Raw genomic sequence first — 17,856 nt, forward strand, 5'->3', positions numbered from 1 at the left:
ATGCGGCATCATTGAAACAATCCGGTTCTGTGGAGTTGAAAATGTCTTCGGGCTCCTATTTTAACTGATGAGGCGTTCTATAGGTGGCGGGGTTTGTCCAAAGCAAACGATAGTGAGGATAAAGCAAACGGCTACTGAAAAATGAATTTTGTCATACGATTTAGAAACTCAAATTAGGAAATCAAAATCACTTAACACCTACCTTTGCGCAACTTTCCGAACTTACAAAAAATCATTTATTATGAGCTACAGGATCGAAAAAGATACAATGGGTGAAGTAAAAGTTCCCGTCAATGCTTATTACGGTGCACAAACCCAACGCAGTATCGATAATTTTAAAATTGCACAGGATATCAATCGTATGCCGAAAGAGATCATCCGGGCATTTGCTTATCTGAAACATGCGGCTGCCATTACAAACAATGAAGCAGGCGTTTTGCCAAAAAAGAAAGCGGTATTAATTGGTAAAGTATGTAAAGAAATACTCGAAGGAAAGCTGGATGATTTTTTCCCACTTGTTGTTTGGCAAACCGGTAGCGGTACACAAAGCAATATGAATGTGAATGAAGTGATTGCTTACCGTGGTCATGTATTGAATGGTGGAAAGCTTGATGATAAAGAAAAATACCTGCATCCAAATGATGATGTAAACAAAAGCCAGAGCAGTAACGATACGTTCCCGACTGCCATGCATATTGCAGCTTATAAAATTTTAATTGAAACAACCATTCCGGGTATTGAGAAGTTGCGGAATACACTAGATAAAAAAGCAAAGGCTTATAAGAAAGTAGTAAAGATCGGTCGTACGCATTTTATGGATGCAACACCACTTACAGTAGGACAGGAGTTCAGCGGTTATGTATCACAATTAGATCATGGATTAAAGGCGATCAAGAATACACTTGCTCATTTAAGTGAATTGGCATTGGGTGGCACTGCAGTTGGTACAGGTATCAACACTCCACCAAACTATGATGTAAATGTAGCGAAGCATATTGCTAAGCTCACCAAGCTTCCATTCAAAACAGCCGAAAATAAATTTGAAGCATTGGCAGCACACGATGCAATTGTGGAAGCACACGGTGCATTGAAAACAGTTGCAGTGAGCTTGATGAAGATTGCAAACGATATTCGTATGTTAAGCAGTGGTCCTCGTAGCGGTATCGGCGAAATTTTTATTCCTGATAATGAACCAGGCTCTTCTATTATGCCGGGTAAAGTAAACCCAACTCAGTGTGAAGCACTAACTATGATCGCTGCACAAGTGATGGGTAATGATGTAGCGATCAATGTTGGTGGTGCAATGGGGCATTTTGAATTGAATGTGTTTAAGCCGGTAATGATCTACAACTTTTTACACAGTGCAAGATTAATTGGCGATGGCTGTGTAAGCTTTAATGATAAATGTGCTGTAGGTATTGAACCTATTGAAGCAAACATTAAAAAGCATGTAGAGAACAGTTTGATGCTGGTGACTTCACTCAACACGAAGATCGGTTATTACAAGGCAGCTGAAATTGCACAGAAGGCACACAAGCAGGGAACAACATTGAAAGAAATGGCAGTGCAACTTGGGTATGTTACTCCAGAGCAGTTTGATGAATGGGTAATACCAGCGAACATGGTTGGTAAAATATAAATACATCAACAGTAAATAAAAAAGGAGAAGCATAGCTTCTCCTTTTTGTTATTCATAACTGCTGTAATAATCAGGTTCAGAAATCGGCTCATCTTTAAAAGCCGGTTGAATTTCTTTTGGTTGCTCATGGAAAAACAAACTATACAGACGTGATGCTACATTCTTTTCTTCTTCACGAATGACCAGCAACTGGTTCTCGGTTTTCAATAGCTTTCTTTCAGCTGTAAGTGCAACAGCCAGAAAAGATGCAGGGATGAGTATATTCTTCATGATGGTTATTTGTTTTATTAACGGCAAAACCCCTGCCGTAGTTCAGCAGGGATTTTGTTTTAACAGTTGTTTATTGTTTGATGAGTTTCACTTTTTCATTGATTGCTTTGCCATTAATATCAAGGTAGTAAACACCTGCTTTATAGTTGCTCAAATCAAGTTGTAAGTTGGTTTTACCCTTTACAAGGTTGATCTCAAGCGTCTGGATAGTGCGACCGGTATTGTCAATCACTTTCAATTGTGCTGTTTCGTCAGCAATAGCATTAATCGTAACAGTTGTTTTTTCTACCACAGGATTCGGGAACACATTTACATATACGTTTTGCAATGCGCCAAAGCTTACATCTATAATATTGGTGTATTTCTTTGTTCCGTTGTTTTCATTTGAATGAACACGGTAGTAAACTTTGTTTGCCAGTTTGCCTGCGTTATAATCAATGAAATTGTACGTAAGGTTTGTAGCAGGAATATTCTTTGCATCCACTTTTCCAATCTCTTCAAAGTTAACATTGTCAAGACTGCGTTCAACTGAATAAGAAATAACATCTACTTCATTATTCACTACCCATTCAAGTCTTGAATTATCAGCAACTGCTTTTCCGGTAAAGCTGAAAAGGTCAAACGGAAGAGTTGATGAAGAAGACATAAAATAGAAACTCGAGAATGAAGTAACATCAAACTGAATGGCGTGGCCGTAAGTTGATTGAACATATCTTCCTGTAACAGTTTGTCCAAGTGCAGATGATGCCATTGTTGTACCACAAGGATCATTGTTTTTGAAAACAGAAAGATCAGCAATGCCTGTAACACTACTGCCAGTTGTTGATACCATATCTGCGAGCTCTTGAGCTGTAAGATATAATCGTACAGAAACAGGTGTAGCAGGTGGATTGTTCTGAACGTTAATGGTGACGTTACGGTTTAAATATTTATTGCCAAACCCTGTTCTTACAGGATTTCCTGTTCTGGTAAAGAAGGAAGTAGTAATGTTGCCAAGATCATTACTGTTGGCATCTATTTCTGCAATGATATTTCCATTAGGTCCTGTAATGGGTACCCATAAATTATTATTTCCATTTTCAGCATTAATAGTGATTGCTGTTGCAGTAACACAACCTGCGTTTGTGCTCGAATCAATTGGAATACTTGTTGGTATTGAACTTGGAAAAGGCGAAGTACCTGTGGGATTGTAACCAAGGAATTCATATTTAACCACACAACCAAGACAACTACCAACTGTAGATGGAGGGTTTCCAACTGTTGCGGCCGATCCGGCAGCGGAGCGATCCATCGCAAGAAAAATTTCTTTTCCGTTTGGAGCAAATGCAATGTCTCTGTATCGGTTGGTACTTTGAAAATAGGTAACCGTATCAGCTCCGGCAACAGGAACAACTGCTGTGCCGGCATCATTCAGTTTTAATCGAATGGTGCGTCCCCATTTTAAACCTGCAGCCAGTAAAGAATTTTTCCAACCTGGAATTAATGTGTGTGTGTAAAGATCTAAGCCTGACCATCCTTCTGAATGCCAACCGGCGTTACCAGGAGTTGTGGCTGCACTCCAAATAGAGGAAACAGTTCCAGAACCGGTTCCGGGATAAGCAGAAAACAACGGATCTTTATAGGCACCATATAAAGCAGCATTCGCATTAATGGCATTCATATTAGTTACTTCGTTTCCAATAGGAGGAGCAGTTGATGCGGCTGCCGCTTGACCATCAGCAGTGTATGAACCGCCTGTCCAACCATAAGGAACACCAACAGAAATACTGGTACTTAATCCTGGTGTTGTTGTGCCATTGTAGTTACCATCTGCTGCGTAGCCTACTACAAGAGGATGTCCATAATTTTTAAAACCTTCAATGATATTTATTTCATCATCACTGAATGGACCGTGTGATGATCCGTAAAGAATATTTAATGCAGGATTATATGCAAACCCCTGGTTGTTTCTCATACCAATACTCCACACTGCACTCTTTCCAACTATGGGCGCTACATCATTATACGGGTTGCTGTCCGGTATCCATTTTTGATTACCGGTGCCAGAGCAGGAATCAGAAAGCGCAAAACGTAAAATTTTTCCTTCATACGCATTAAGCACCTGTGCTTTCATTGCTCTTGTAATATTAATAGTAGGAAACTGTTGACCCGCTCCCATATCACCAGCAGCATAAAATAAATAATAATCGCTGCCACCTTGTGTCATTGGAGTAATGATCATTCGTTGAGAATTATGATCTCCGCTTCCGGGAATAGTATCGCATATTGAAACAGGCGACTCTAATTTATTGGTTGAAGTGTTGTAGAAAAACCGCACAATACGGTTTACGAAAACTGCAGTTGAAGGATTGCTGTGTACATAAGAAATATAAACATAGTTCTGTGGTGAACTTGCATCTAAAAATTTAGGATGTAAGGCCATGCCTGCAAAACCACCTTGTGCGCCTGCACCATTTGCAAACTGGCAATTGAATGCCTGGTCTGCAGGTGATGAAAAGAATGTGCTGTTTTGCGAAATATCTAACACCACTTGTTTCGCTCCCGTAACCGGGTTTATTCTGTTAAGTTTATAACCTTTCGCTTCTGTTACCCATAAATAGTTATCGGGGCCATAAGTTATTTCCCATGGATCAGCCAGCACATTTGCTGCTGATAATATTGTTTGCCTGTAAACTTCATTCATTTTACCGGCAGTAATGTTCGTGGTTGTAAGTGGTGCTGATACAAGAATGCTGATGTTGTTCGCTACTGATCCTGAAGCTGGTGTGGTTGAATAGGCAGAAGATGAATATACTCTTATAAAATATTGTGTTGATACTGATAATCCACTGCTTATTGTAACCTCATTTTGTCCGCACGCAATGCTGGTTAAACTGCCACATGTGCCGGAATAAACCTGTATCATGGCTCCGTTTGCACTTAAGGTAGCACCTGCTGTTACTGTAATGGTTGCAAAAGTTTGTGTTGAAGTAGTCGTGAATTTATACCAAACATCATCATCGGGTGTACCTGTTGCACAACCAACTGTTGTTCCACTGGCCGTTGCATTTAACACTGTACCTGCTGAGTTGGTTGTACCCGGAGTAAGTGTAAGAGCACCTGCACACTCATCGTTTGAAGGTACTGCTGTATATGAAACGCAGATGTCGAATCCCCAATTGGCAGTTGTACCACCTGTGGCTGTGCCGGTTGTAAACACCCTGAAGTAATATTGTGTTGATGGGGTAAGGTTCGTTAATGAAAGAGTTGACGTTCCACTTGCTGTTGTAGCAATGGAAGTTCCGGTGAATACACCTGAAGCGCAACTTGAACCGGTGAATGCTTCAATGTACGTATTTGATGTTGTAAGATTGCCTCCAAGATTTGACGTTGCAATTTGCACATTCCTGATGTTGGCAGGTGTTGTGAACGTGTACCACACATCTCTTGTTGTTCCGGCGCCATTTGTTGGGCTACCGGTAGTAGTAGCATTTAATAAAGTTTGATTGGCCGTAGCACCACAGGTTGTTACAGGTGTGATGTTGGTTGCGCTGGAGCAGAGGTCGTTTGCAAGTGGTGCAGTATGTGTTACACAAATATCAAAGCTGCCATTTGATGTAATTGCAGTGTTGCCAGACGAATATACTCTGACATAATACAGAGACCCGATTGTAAGTGAACTGCTCAGGCTCAAAGTGGCTGCTGTGCCTGAGTTACAGGCCAAAGAATTTAAGCTTCCACAGCCACCAGAGAATAACTCTATAACTGTTCCTGAACTGCTTAAGTTACTTGCAATACTGCTTAATGAAATTGTTGTTGCTGCTTGTGCTGCAGTGAAGCTATACCACACATCATCATCGGCAGTGCCGCCACATGAAGCAACTGTTACGCCGGAGTTGGTACTTGCTATTAAAGTCCCTGCTGTAGGGGCGCAGGTTGTGTTTGAGGTTAATGAAGTAGCAAACGAGCAATTGTCATTTGAAGGTGATGGAATAGTTGTAACGCAAAGTGTAAAAGTCCCTGCCTTCGCTGAGTTACCACTACTATAAACTCTGAAAAAGTAGGTATTGCCAATCGTTAGGCCTCCTAAAGTTGTTGTCTCAGCTGCGGCTGCACTTGTTGCATCAATACAACCGAACGATGCTAAACCTGCACAGCTTCCCTCAAACGCCTCCAGAACAATATCGCTAATCGCACTACCACCACCACCAGACGGGGTGGCTGTAATAACATGTGTGCTACCAGTTGCAATAAACTTATACCATACATCATCGTCCGCATTTCCTGAACAAGCAGTTTGTGATTGAGTAGCGTTTACAGATGTCCCGCCTGTTGTAGTAGTACAGGTAGTATTTGAATTAACTGTTAGTAAAATGGCACCACTACAATCGTTATTTGTCGGGACCTGTGAAAAAACAGTAGTGACACTCAAAATGAGGAATGCTATAAGCAGGATACGTTTCATGATTTTACAAGGATTGTTTGGATGTTGTAAAAGTAGGATGACTCTACTTACTCACCTATAGAAGTTTTCCTTTATTATATTCGGAAAATACGGGAATGAGCAAAGTGCAGTTTTACAGTTCCCCCGGGCATAAGAATCAATTACCATACTACCGTTGTAAAACTTCGTATGAACTACAATGTTGATGCATCAATTACTGGATCTGAATTACAGTAGTTATTCATCTTGGTTTTAATTGATCAGCAGACTACTTTTATATTCCTGTTTAATTTAATTTGTTTTTAATCCGATAGCTTATGCAGAAATCTCTACTCCGTATTCATAAACTTATTTTTATTTTATTTGCTTCAACCTTTTCCGGTAAAGTGTTTGCACAATCTGTTCAAACAGGTAAAAGTTATATCAATATCAGCAAACCAACAGGTGGTACTATTCAAAATGGAGATCAATTAGAGATACGTGCTGTAATTGCCGTATCATCCAGCTCTGTTTATTTTGCCCGTTATAACGATACCATTCCCACTGGCACAACTTATATTGCCAACAGTATTCGGTTCACAACTAATGAAGGCATGAATTATGGTACCCCTTTACGTGTAAACGGTTTATTGACGGATGCAGGTGGTGATGACGAAGCAAGATTTAATGCTGGTGTGCTTCGTGTAAATATTGGTAGCCTTACAAGAAGTGGCGGCGGACAAACAGCTGCTTACAATGCTGTTGCTGCACCTAATATAATTGATGTTTTGCCCGCAGCTTCTGGCTGTAGGATCTATAATACAGGCCGGCCAAGTTTTTATGGTGGTACATGTATTATTATGGTCACATACAGAGTCACTATAAATACAACGGCCGGAAATACATTCACTATTCCGGGCGGCGCATTTCGTTACAAGACAGCCAATACTTTAAGTGAAATAACCCTTCCGAGTATTGTTCGCCGTTTAAATACAATGACGGTAATGGTAACTGATCCGTTACCGGTATGTGATGCAGTAGGTAATAATTCAATTGTAGGTAATGGAGGAAACTTCGGTAGTGGTTCAACACAGAATCTTAATCCTGCCCCTGCTGCCGGTACAGTTGTACCAGGTTATCAATGGCGTGCGTTTTCATCGCCCACAACTGGTCCTAACGACAGCATGTTTACTGTTGCAAATAATACAAGTCCAACTGCCAGTACCAATGTAAGCCTCGCTTATCCTAACAGCAATCGCTTATTTAATGTATGGGATATAATAGGTGATCATACAAATGCAGCAAATCCTGTTTTGGGCAATCCTGCAACAACAGCTGGTCAGCCGGGTGGTTATATGGCTGTAGTAAATGCAGCTTATGGTATTAATAATGCTGTGCAACAAACTGTAAATGGTTTGTGCCCCGATACCTATTATGAATTCTCTGCCTGGTTCAGAAATATTTGCAGACGGTGCAGTTGTGATACATCGGGCAAAGGCTCCGGGTCAACCGGTTTTAAAAGTTATATGGCACCTGTTGTTCCTAATACAAATGATTCAGCAGGTGTATTACCTAATCTTACTTTCCAGGTTGATGGTATGGATTATTATACAACAGGTAATCTTGATTACAATGGTCAATGGATAAAGAAGGGGTTTCTCTTTAAAACAGGAGCCGGTCAAAACTCAGTAAACATTGTGATCCGCAATAATGCGCCCGGTGGCGGTGGTAATGACTGGGTAATGGATGATGTCTCGTTTTCAACCTGTTTGCCGGGTTTAGCAATGCGCCCATCAAATAATCCCGTGTATTGCCAAAATGGCCAAGTGGATATGTCTGTCGTTGTTCAATCATTTTACAGTAACTATCAATATTACCGTTGGGAGCGTAGTATTGATAATGGTGCAAGCTGGAATAATGCTCCATTATCACCATCACCTTTAACTTTCAGTTACACTTACAATTCACCGTATTATGTTGATACAGTTGAATACCCTAGTTTTATTGCAAACCCTGCAAACAACGGACATCGTTTTCGGATTCGGGTAGGAACGTCACTTACAAATCTCTCCAATAACAGTTGTGCATCTTACAATACTACTGATGTAATCACATTGGGTTTAAATGCCACTTGTGATGTATTGCAGGCGGGGTTCAAAAAATTCAACTGTAAACTTAACATTCGTAAAGCCGAGCTTTCGTGGGAAGTTTTTGGCGAGATGGCTAATACCACATTCGTCATTGAACGAAGTGTGGATGGCAGACAATTTACCGAGGCGGGTAGGGTAGCAGGAGAATTGAAACAACAATATAATTGGAATGATGAGACGCCAACAGATAGTAAATTCTATTATCGTGTAAAGATGGAAACCATTACAGGAATTAAGTATAGTCCTGTAAATACTGTAAATAGTAAAGGAAACGAATTTGAACTGCGGGTGCTCAATAATCCTTCTTATGAACAGATCAATCTTGAAGTGGTAAGTGATAATAATCAGCAAGTACTCCTGCATTTAATGGATATTACAGGTAGAATTGTTAAGGAAGAGAAGCGTTTTCTGTCAACCGGAGTAAATTTTATTACTGTTCAACATCCGGCATACTTACAGGGACGTATGTTTCTTCTGAAAGTTACCGTTCAAGGGAAATCTATTCAAAAGACGATCCTGAAAAACTAAGTATATTACACTATATTGAAAACTGGTGTACCTTTTTTTAAGAGCATGATGAAAGTAATATAGTAGATAGTTCTCGTGTTATTACTGGATAATTAAGAACTTTTACTATAGGTTGCTTAATATTATTTCATGACTTTTGTAAAGGTATACCACTACCCTAAGTACCAATTACTATGAAACTGTTTCCATACCCGAAATCAATTCGAGTTCTTGTTTTATTGCTTTCTATAACAGCAATTCCATTTTTTTCATTTGGACAAACAGCTAATAATACATGTGGAAGTTCTGTTTTGTTAACTTCTGGTATTGCATGCTCTAATACGGTTGGCGACTTGCAAGATGCGACAAAGGATGGACCTAATAGCGGAGCCAGTTGTTCGCACACAACAACAAATGATGTTTGGTATCGATTTTCTGCACAGTCATCTACAACAACAATAACAATAAGCGGTCTTGGCTCAAACCTTACCGGTGCAAATACATTTGTTGAAATACTAAGCGGGAGTTGTGGTTCATTTACTTCAATCAGTTGCCAAAGTGTTTCGTCAAGCCTTGTTGCAACAGGATTATCGGTGAGTACAACTTATTATGTGCGTGTATATACTACAAGTACTACAACAGGTAACCCATCTAACAGAAGAGGATTTTCAATTTGCATTACACATCCTGCTCCCCCGCCTGCAAATGATAATTGTTCATCGGCTGTTTCATTAACCTCTTATCTAAACACTTGCACAAGTAGTACAGCAGGTACGGTAATTGGTGGAACAAATTCAGGAGTTGCAGTTCCTTCTTGTGGCGGCACTGCCGATGATGATGTGTGGTATAGTTTTACTGCGGTACAATCTATTACAACCGTTTCATTAAGTAGTATAGAAACTAACCTGGCTGCTTCCGGCACTGTAGTAGAATTGTTCTCAGGTACCTGCGGCAGTTTAACATCACTCGGTTGTAATTTCAGTACATCTTCAACATTAAGTTTATCCTCATCGCTCACAATAGGCACCACTTATTACATCCGTGTTTACTCAATGGGTAACACGGCGCTAACATCAACAGGCGGTTACAATATATGTGTTACACATGTTTCGCCGCCAGCTAATGATAACTGCGCAGGTGCAATTAATCTTACTCCAGGTGTTACCTGTACAAACACAGCCGGTACTGTTGTTGGAGCAACTAACTCCGGCATAACGGCACCTTCCTGTGGCGGGGTTTCAGATGATGATGTGTGGTACAGTTTTACTGCGACAGTTGCACCAACGACAACTATTACATTGAGCAGTTTGGGTAGTAGCCTAAGTGCATCCGGTGCATATCTTGAATTATTCTCCGGAACCTGTGGAAGTTTAACTTCTCTCTTTTGCAGCACCAGTGGAAGCATCTCAATGAGCTTAACAAGTGGTACTGTCTATTATGTGAGAGTTTACTCAGCAGGTTCATCTGCTATTACAAGCAACGGTACATTTAATATCTGCATTACAACACCTGCAGCAGCAGTGCCAGCTAACGTATCAACAGGTAAAAGTTTTATTAATATCACAAGACCAAATGGAGGAACGATCATTCCGGGTGATGTTTTAGAAATAAGGATTTCAGTAAACGTTGCTAATAACGGAACCAACCGTATTTTCAGAGCACGTTATAACGATACCATTCCGTCTAACTTAACTTATGTTGCCGGTTCATTGAAGTTACTTACCAACGAAGGAAAACAATACGCTGCTTATACTGACGCATCCGGTGATGATTTTGCAATGTATGACGGCTCAAATAAAACAGTGCGATTTAATCTTGGAAGAGATACAACGAATATGCCAACCAGTTCTGTTACTTCAACAGGAATTGATAGTGCAACGGGAGGATATTATAATTCGGGTACGCACAGGCCGAGAGGAAATGGTGTATTGATAGTGGTATCTTATCGTGTTACAGTAGATGCTTCCATTGCATATAACACAATTGTCAATTATGGTTCAGGTGCTGTTCGATATCGTAATCAATTGTCATCAGTAGGCGCAGTTGATTATACAAATAACCCGAACAGTCTCTCGTTTATTATTTATCCCAACTATGGTTTATGTTCTAATGCAACCGGTGCCAATAATGTAAACGCAGGTAGCGGCGATTTTGGATCGGGCACCAGTCTTAACGGAACAAATCCCGGAACTGTATCAGGTTATAACTTTGTAGCGTTGGCTGCAAGTAACCCGCAGGACGGTAACTTTTCTGTCACAAAGAATTTAAGCCCTAACCAATTAACCGATCAAACAGTTGCACGTCCCAATACCACTTCCGGTAACAGGATATTTGGTGTGTGGGATATTATTGGAGATCATACTGGAGCGGCGGATCCTTTAGCTGGTAATCCACCTCCTGCAAGCGGGGTGGCTGGTGGTTATATGCTTGCCGTGAATGCAGCTTATCAATTAAGTATTGCCAACAACCAAAATATTTCAGGGTTGTGTGAAGATACCTATTACGAATTCTCGGCTTGGTTTAGAAATGTGTGTAAACGTTGTGGCGCAGATAGCACGGGAACAGGTGCTTCAGGTACTTCCGTTAGTGCAAGCTATATTCCAACTGCACCGGGTGATTCATCGGGTGTAAAACCAAATCTAACTTTCCAGATCAATGGAATTGATTATTACAACACCGGTACAATGGATTATATTGGTACATGGGGTCAATGGGTGAAAAAAGGTTTTGTGTTTAAAACAGGTGTTGGACAAACAGCACTAACTATTTCTATTAAAAATAACGCACCGGGTGGTGGTGGTAATGACTGGGTAATGGATGACATCTCCTTTGCTACCTGTTTGCCTACTTTAACAATGCGTCCAACTAATTCACCTACTTATTGTAATAACAACCAGGTTGATATTTCCGTGGCTGTATCTACTTTCTTTGATAACTATAATTATTATCAGTGGGAGCGTAGTACCGATAATGGAGCAACATGGATCTCAGCTCCTGAAAGTCCTTCTGTTCAAAGTTTTGGGTTTACGAATTACAGTGGCGAATACAGAGATACTGCAGCATTGCCTTCGTTTGTAGCATCAAGTACTTACAACGGCTATAAATACCGCATTCGTGTGGGTACATCAACTACAAATCTTTCATCAGGCACCTGTGCTTTGTATAATGACGTTGATATTATAACTATCAATGTGCAACCTTCCTGTGCAGTTTTGCCTGTTGAAATACTTCAATTCAATGTTCAATTGAAAGATGACCTTTCTCTGTTAACATGGAAAACGAAGCAGGAGATAAACTTAATTGGTTATACGATCGAACGAAGTACCGATGGTAAAAACTTTACTGCCATAGGAAAAGTTGCGGCTAAAGGAGCATTGGCTGAAGAAGTGCAATATCTGTTTACCGACATGACTCCTGTTTACGGAAAGGTTTATTATCGCCTTCGTATGACAGCAACGGAAGGTGGTACAAAATTCAGTAATGTACTTTTTGTGCAACCTGGTCAAAAGAAATTATTTGAAGTGAGTAACATTGTTAACCCGATCAGTTCAAAATTATCTTTCCAGGTTATTACTCATCAGACCGAGCAGGTTGATGTACAGTTAATGGACGGAGCAGGTCGTTCTATTCTTAACAGAAAACTTACTATTAATAAAGGCAGTAATGCGATCATGCTTGATGTTCCTTCGCAATTACAAGCCGGATCTTATTTGTTAAGGATCGTTTCAAAAACTGAGGTAGTTAATAAGGTCATTCAAAAGAATTAAGATGCATCTTGATAATAAGCAAGCTTAAAGTTTTTAATAGAAGAATTTTCAGATTAGCTTTTTCTTAAAGTAGCTACTCAGACATTCAAATTTCACAACGAAAATCTTTTATATTATGGTTTACCCGGCCAATTAGGTTGGTGGGGTAAACCATTACGTGTTTTTACGGTATTATTAGGAGGTTTTGCTATAGGTGGGGTAATATAAATCAACCATTTTTGTAATGGTTTACCATTATCCTAAGATCCAAAATCACCATGAAACCGTTAATGTACCCAAAGCCGCTTCGACTTGCTACATTCGTTTGTTTATTTATTGCGATTCCCTTTGTTCAAATATTTGCTCAAAATGAATGTTCAACAGCCGTAACACTTACCTCTTCAACAGGCTGTAATAACACCAACATTAATTTAAGCAGCGCTACAGAAAGCTCAGGCATACCGTTGGGATGTGCAGCAGCCGGTACATACAATGATTTCTGGTACTCATTCACAGCAGTATCTACATCACATACTATTACATTAAGTAATATCGGAACAAGGATCACTGCACCAAGAATTCAATTGTATAGTGGTGCTTGTGGATCATTGACATCCGTAGCATGCTCTTCATCACCTCATACATCATTAACACAAACAAGTTTAACTGTTGGAGCAGTTTATTATATAAGAATATCTCAGTATGGTGCATTCGGCGGAACAGGTAATTACAGGGCCGATATTTGTATTACACATCCGGTTGCGCCACCAGCAAATGATGAGTGTGCTAATTCAACTTTATTGACATCGTCCATTTCCTGTACGTCAACCACAGGGAATTTGTTTTATTCGACTGCAAGCTCAGGTGTGACCACTACTTGCGGTACCGGCACATTATACGATGTATGGTATCGTTTCCAGGCTACGGCAACAACACATGCGGTTAGTTTGAGCAGCCTAGGGGCATCTCTTACAACTTCAAATACATATATACAAGTACTGAGTGGATATTGTGGTACTTACACCTCTTTAGGTTGTGGTACTGCTGCGAACCGTTTAAAAGTAAACGGCCTTACCGCTGGAACGTTTTACTATGTCCGTATCTACACAACAGCCACACCAACAGTAATTCCGTCAACTGCATGGACATTTAATATTTGTGTACAAAATCCTCCTGCAAATGATGATTGTACCGGAGCTGTAAGTTTAACAGCAGCAAGTACTTCAACATGTACCAATACTACAGGCAGTCTTGATATGTCAACCGTAAGTACTCCAACTGTAGGTTGTGCAACGGGTACTAACTACGATGTGTGGTATAGTTTTACAGCTACAGCTGTTACTCATACAATCTCCTTAAGTAATGTTGGAAGTGCGATCACTGCTCCACGTATTCAATTGTACAGTGCGGCGTGTGGCTCCTTAACGTCGATCAGCTGTGCCACTGGCACATCGTTAACTCAGGCGGCTTTAACAATCGGTACAAACTACTATGTAAGAGTTTCAAATAATAATACCGACCCATCTGCAACATCAGGTTCCAATACAGGGTTTAGTATTTGTGTAGTAAGCTCTACTACGCCTATAAATGATAACTGTTCATCTCCGATGTCTATCACAAGTAGCACGGTCTGTAATTCGATTTCAGGTACATTGTTTAATGCAACAGCATCAACAGCCGGGCAAATCACCAGCTCATGTGGCAATAACTCAAGCGCTGCGGATGTATGGTATAGTTTTGTTGCACAAACAGCTTATCCAAGTATCGTTTTTAATAACATTGGTATTCCTGCTGCAAGTGGTGGTGGTGCTAGTGGTAACAGGGCGATTGTTCAATTACTATCAGCCTCTTCACTTTGTGCTAATGCATATACTTCTTTGTCGTGTACTTTGCTTACAAGTACAGGATCAAGTACTATAACCACAAGCTCTCTTAATAGTGGTATGGGATTAACAGTTGGCCAAACATACTATATCAGAGTCTTCTATAATCAATCTGGAACACCCGCAAGTACGTGGACATTTGCTCTGTGTGTTCAGGATCCAAGCCCTGCAGCAATTACTCTTGAAACTTCAAAAAGCTATATTAACGTAACGAAGAATAATGGTGGTGGAAGTATTGATGTGGGCGATGTGTTGGAAATCCGTTCTACTTTATATTTAAGTTCAGGAACCATTGATAGCTTATCATTTCAAGATACATTAAAGGCAGGGGCAGGACTCACCTATCAATCTGGTACTGTAGCTTTGCGTACAAACGAAGGTAAAATCTATCCGATTGGTTCATCGGCCTATTCGGATGCAACTGGAGATGATGCTGCTCACGCAACAGGTACAGGTGCAGGTACTGATGCTAATATCAGAATTTTTATGGGGGTAAGTCCTACTTCTTCAAGAGGCGGAACTGCAGTTGCTACAACCACGTTGCCAAGGGGAAGCGGCCGGCATCTCGTAATGGCAACATATCGTGTACAGGTAACAGGTGTAGAAGGAACACGTATCAATTTCGGAGGAGGGTCGTTCCGTTATCGAAATCAAAACACAGGCTTATTTACTGAAGTTGTTTTTCCGAGAGATAGTCTGATCGTTTATGCAAGTCCTACTGTTTGTCCAAATGCTGTATCAGCCACCAATGTAATTGGTGATGAATTCAATGGGACGTTTGGTATAGCAACTGGTACTGGCCAAACAAACAGAAATGCTTCGGCGAATACCACGTATACGTTTGTCAATTTTACCTCAGGCTCACCTCAGGATAATTTTTATGGCATAACAAATAATACTGCGGCAGCAGGAACCACTGTAACGAATACCCTTGCCAAACCAAACGCTGCACGTGTGTTTAATGTGTGGGATATCAGTGGTGACCATACCGGAGCAGCAGATGAAAATGTAGGCAACCCACCATGTAACAGTTCATTGCCTGTGAGTGCAACAAATCCTTGCGGTTACATGATGGTGGTTAACTCATCATATCGTACAAGTACAGCTTTTGAATTTAATGTTGCTAATGCATGTCCTGAAACCTATTACGAGGTTTCAGCATGGTTTAAAAATGTATGTTATAAATGTGGAGCTGATTATGATGGCACAGGATCCTTCTACGGTGGCGGCGATGGAATTTACATACCAACAGGAACAGGTGACTCCTCTGGTGTAAAACCAAACATTGCTATTAAAGTAAATAATCTCGATTATTATTCAACAGGCGATATTCAGTACCAAGGTTTAGGAGGTACACAGTCTGCATCTGATGGATTAAACAATTGGGTGAAGCGTGCGTTTGTATATAAAACAGATGCCACAACAACTTCTTTTTCTCTCAGCTTAAGAAACAATGCACCGGGTGCCGGTGGTAACGATTGGGCCATTGATGATATCTCATTCAAAACCTGTTCGCCAACTTTACAAATGACACCAAATGCAAGTCAGACATTTTGTGAGAACGGGCAGGTTGACATGCGGGTGTTTGTCGAATCTTATTACAACATGTATCAGTACTACGAGTGGGAAAGAAGCACTGATGGTGGTAATACATGGGGACCAGCGCCCGCTGTAACAGGTGCACAATCGTTTAGTTATACAAGCATGGGCAATGGTTATAGAGATACAGTATCATATCCGTCTTTGTTGGCAACAACTTCAACTGCAGGTCATCGTTACCGCATCAGAGTAGCAACAACTGCAAGTGGTTTGTCTAACTCATGTGCGGTGTTTAATACCGATGAGACAATTGTCATCAACCTTGCAAGTTCTGGTTGTGCAGTATTGCCGGCTGAGCTGCTTAAGTTCAATGTTGAATTAAATGGCGACAAGAGTGTTCTCACATGGAAAACAAAAGATGAAAGTCTGAAAGGATATGAAGTTGAACGCAGCAACGATGGTGTACATTTTAGCTTCATTGGTTTTGTAAATGCAAAGGGCATCAATCGTAGCGAAACATCTTATTTGTTCAATGATCCTGTTGCTGTATCAGGTAAAGTATATTATCGTTTGAAAATGGTAAGCTTTGCTACAGAAAGCAACAAATACAGCAATACTCTTTCGGTTACATTAAATCCACAACAAAAATTCGAGATCACGAATCTTGTAAATCCGTTTATCAGTACAGTCAACTTCCAGTTAACGGCTTTCCGTAACGAAACAGTTGAGCTGCAATTAACAGATGCATTAGGTCATCCCATTGTGAACAAAAAAATAACGGTGAACAAAGGTGCAAATGGAGTTTCATTCAATGTGCCGCAAATACTTGCAAGAGGATCGTATCTTTTACGGGTTGTATCGCCATCTGGTTCTGTTCATAAGATCATTCAGAAACAATAATAGAAAAGCCTCGCAATTTGCGAGGCTTTTTTTATTTAATTATACACTTCGTTTGTGACGACCGTGAATGATCACATCACTTGTGCATCATCGCTTACTTCTGTATTTGTTTCAACTGTCGTATTTGTTTCTTCCGTTTTGTGATGCTTAAAAAAACGTTTTTGAAAAACTAAGATAGTGATTACGCCTGTCGAGATAGCAGCATCAGCAATATTAAAAATAGCCTGGAAGAACGTAAATGGTTTGCCGCCCCAAACTGGTACCCAGCTTGGCATCATCTTGTTCTCAATAATGGGGAAGTACAACATATCTACCACATGACCATGAAGAAAAGATGAATAACCCTTACCTGTTGCTTTTGCTAACCCATCATAACCAAAGTAAGTATCTGCAGCGGCATTATAGATCATGCCTTTATCGAAGATCATTCCGTAGAACAAACTATCGATGAGGTTGCCAAGCGCACCGGCATAGATCAACGCAGCACAAATGATAAAACCTCTGTGGTATTTTTCTTTTACAATTTTTACGAGGTACCAGGTGCCGAAAATAACAGCGCCTAAACGGAAGAGCGTGAGCGCCATTTTTGCCCATTCGCTGTTGCCCAGTTTCCAACCGTAAGCCATACCCGCATTTTCAATAAAGTACAAGCGGAACCAGCGACCAAGAATAAATTTTTCATCCTGGTATTCCATGGTTGTTTTGATCCAGATCTTTAAACCCTGATCAGCAAACAGAATAATGAGAATAATGAATATAACGTAACGAAGTTTCACGAATTCAAATTTTTAGGTGACAAAGATAGGGAGTTGGGGGTAAG

7 protein-coding genes are annotated in these 17,856 nt (G+C 40.4%); 4 read left to right on the forward strand and 3 right to left on the reverse strand.

Annotation, left to right across the window (positions count from 1 at the left end):
- Positions 1–241: 241 nt before the first annotated feature.
- Positions 242–1,639 (forward strand): class II fumarate hydratase, encoded by a 1,398-nt coding sequence (fumC, locus tag H4075_RS02765; protein ID WP_182803931.1) that lies wholly within the window; start codon positions 242–244, stop codon positions 1,637–1,639.
- A gap of 48 nt (positions 1,640–1,687) precedes the next feature.
- Here fumC and H4075_RS02770 read toward each other — a convergent pair whose 3' ends face one another.
- The gene (locus H4075_RS02770; protein WP_182803933.1) at positions 1,688–1,909 is read right to left on the reverse strand and encodes a hypothetical protein; all 222 of its coding nucleotides are present in this window, start codon (positions 1,907–1,909) and stop codon (positions 1,688–1,690) included.
- A gap of 70 nt (positions 1,910–1,979) precedes the next feature.
- Entirely contained in the window at positions 1,980–6,353 is a 4,374-nt protein-coding gene (locus tag H4075_RS02775) for a PQQ-dependent sugar dehydrogenase (RefSeq protein WP_182803935.1), read from the reverse strand.
- Positions 6,354–6,649: 296 nt separating this feature from the next.
- Here H4075_RS02775 and H4075_RS02780 point away from each other — a divergent pair, with 296 nt between their 5' ends.
- From H4075_RS02780 to H4075_RS02790, 3 genes are all read left to right on the forward strand, one after another.
- Positions 6,650–8,989 carry a hypothetical protein gene (locus H4075_RS02780; RefSeq protein WP_182803937.1) on the forward strand — a complete coding sequence of 780 codons (2,340 nt, stop codon included), beginning with the start codon at positions 6,650–6,652 and terminating at the stop codon, positions 8,987–8,989.
- 173 nt (positions 8,990–9,162) lie between these two features.
- Positions 9,163–12,735, forward strand: coding sequence for a T9SS type A sorting domain-containing protein (locus H4075_RS02785; RefSeq protein ID WP_182803939.1), 3,573 nt, complete (start codon positions 9,163–9,165; stop codon positions 12,733–12,735).
- 257 nt (positions 12,736–12,992) lie between these two features.
- Positions 12,993–17,036, forward strand: coding sequence for an RHS repeat domain-containing protein (locus H4075_RS02790; RefSeq protein WP_182803941.1), 4,044 nt, complete (start codon positions 12,993–12,995; stop codon positions 17,034–17,036).
- A 71-nt stretch (positions 17,037–17,107) separates the two neighbouring features.
- Here the strand turns inward: H4075_RS02790 and H4075_RS02795 are convergent, their stop codons facing one another.
- Positions 17,108–17,812: a lipoprotein signal peptidase gene (locus tag H4075_RS02795; RefSeq protein WP_182803943.1), complete on the reverse strand. Its 705-nt coding sequence runs from the start codon at positions 17,810–17,812 to the stop codon at positions 17,108–17,110.
- Positions 17,813–17,856: the final 44 nt, after the last annotated feature.

The sequence above is a fragment of the Lacibacter sediminis genome, from assembly GCF_014168535.1.
Taxonomy (GTDB): domain Bacteria; phylum Bacteroidota; class Bacteroidia; order Chitinophagales; family Chitinophagaceae; genus Lacibacter; species Lacibacter sediminis.

What these genes read in the sequence shown, in the direction of transcription:
- fumC (WP_182803931.1), top strand. Translation starts at nt 242, where the DNA reads ATGAGCTACAGGATCGAAAAAGATACAATGGGTGAAGTAAAAGTTCCC.
- H4075_RS02770 (WP_182803933.1), bottom strand. Translation starts at nt 1,909, where the DNA reads ATGAAGAATATACTCATCCCTGCATCTTTTCTGGCTGTTGCACTTACA.
- H4075_RS02775 (WP_182803935.1), bottom strand. Translation starts at nt 6,353, where the DNA reads ATGAAACGTATCCTGCTTATAGCATTCCTCATTTTGAGTGTCACTACT.
- H4075_RS02780 (WP_182803937.1), top strand. Translation starts at nt 6,650, where the DNA reads ATGCAGAAATCTCTACTCCGTATTCATAAACTTATTTTTATTTTATTT.
- H4075_RS02785 (WP_182803939.1), top strand. Translation starts at nt 9,163, where the DNA reads ATGAAACTGTTTCCATACCCGAAATCAATTCGAGTTCTTGTTTTATTG.
- H4075_RS02790 (WP_182803941.1), top strand. Translation starts at nt 12,993, where the DNA reads ATGAAACCGTTAATGTACCCAAAGCCGCTTCGACTTGCTACATTCGTT.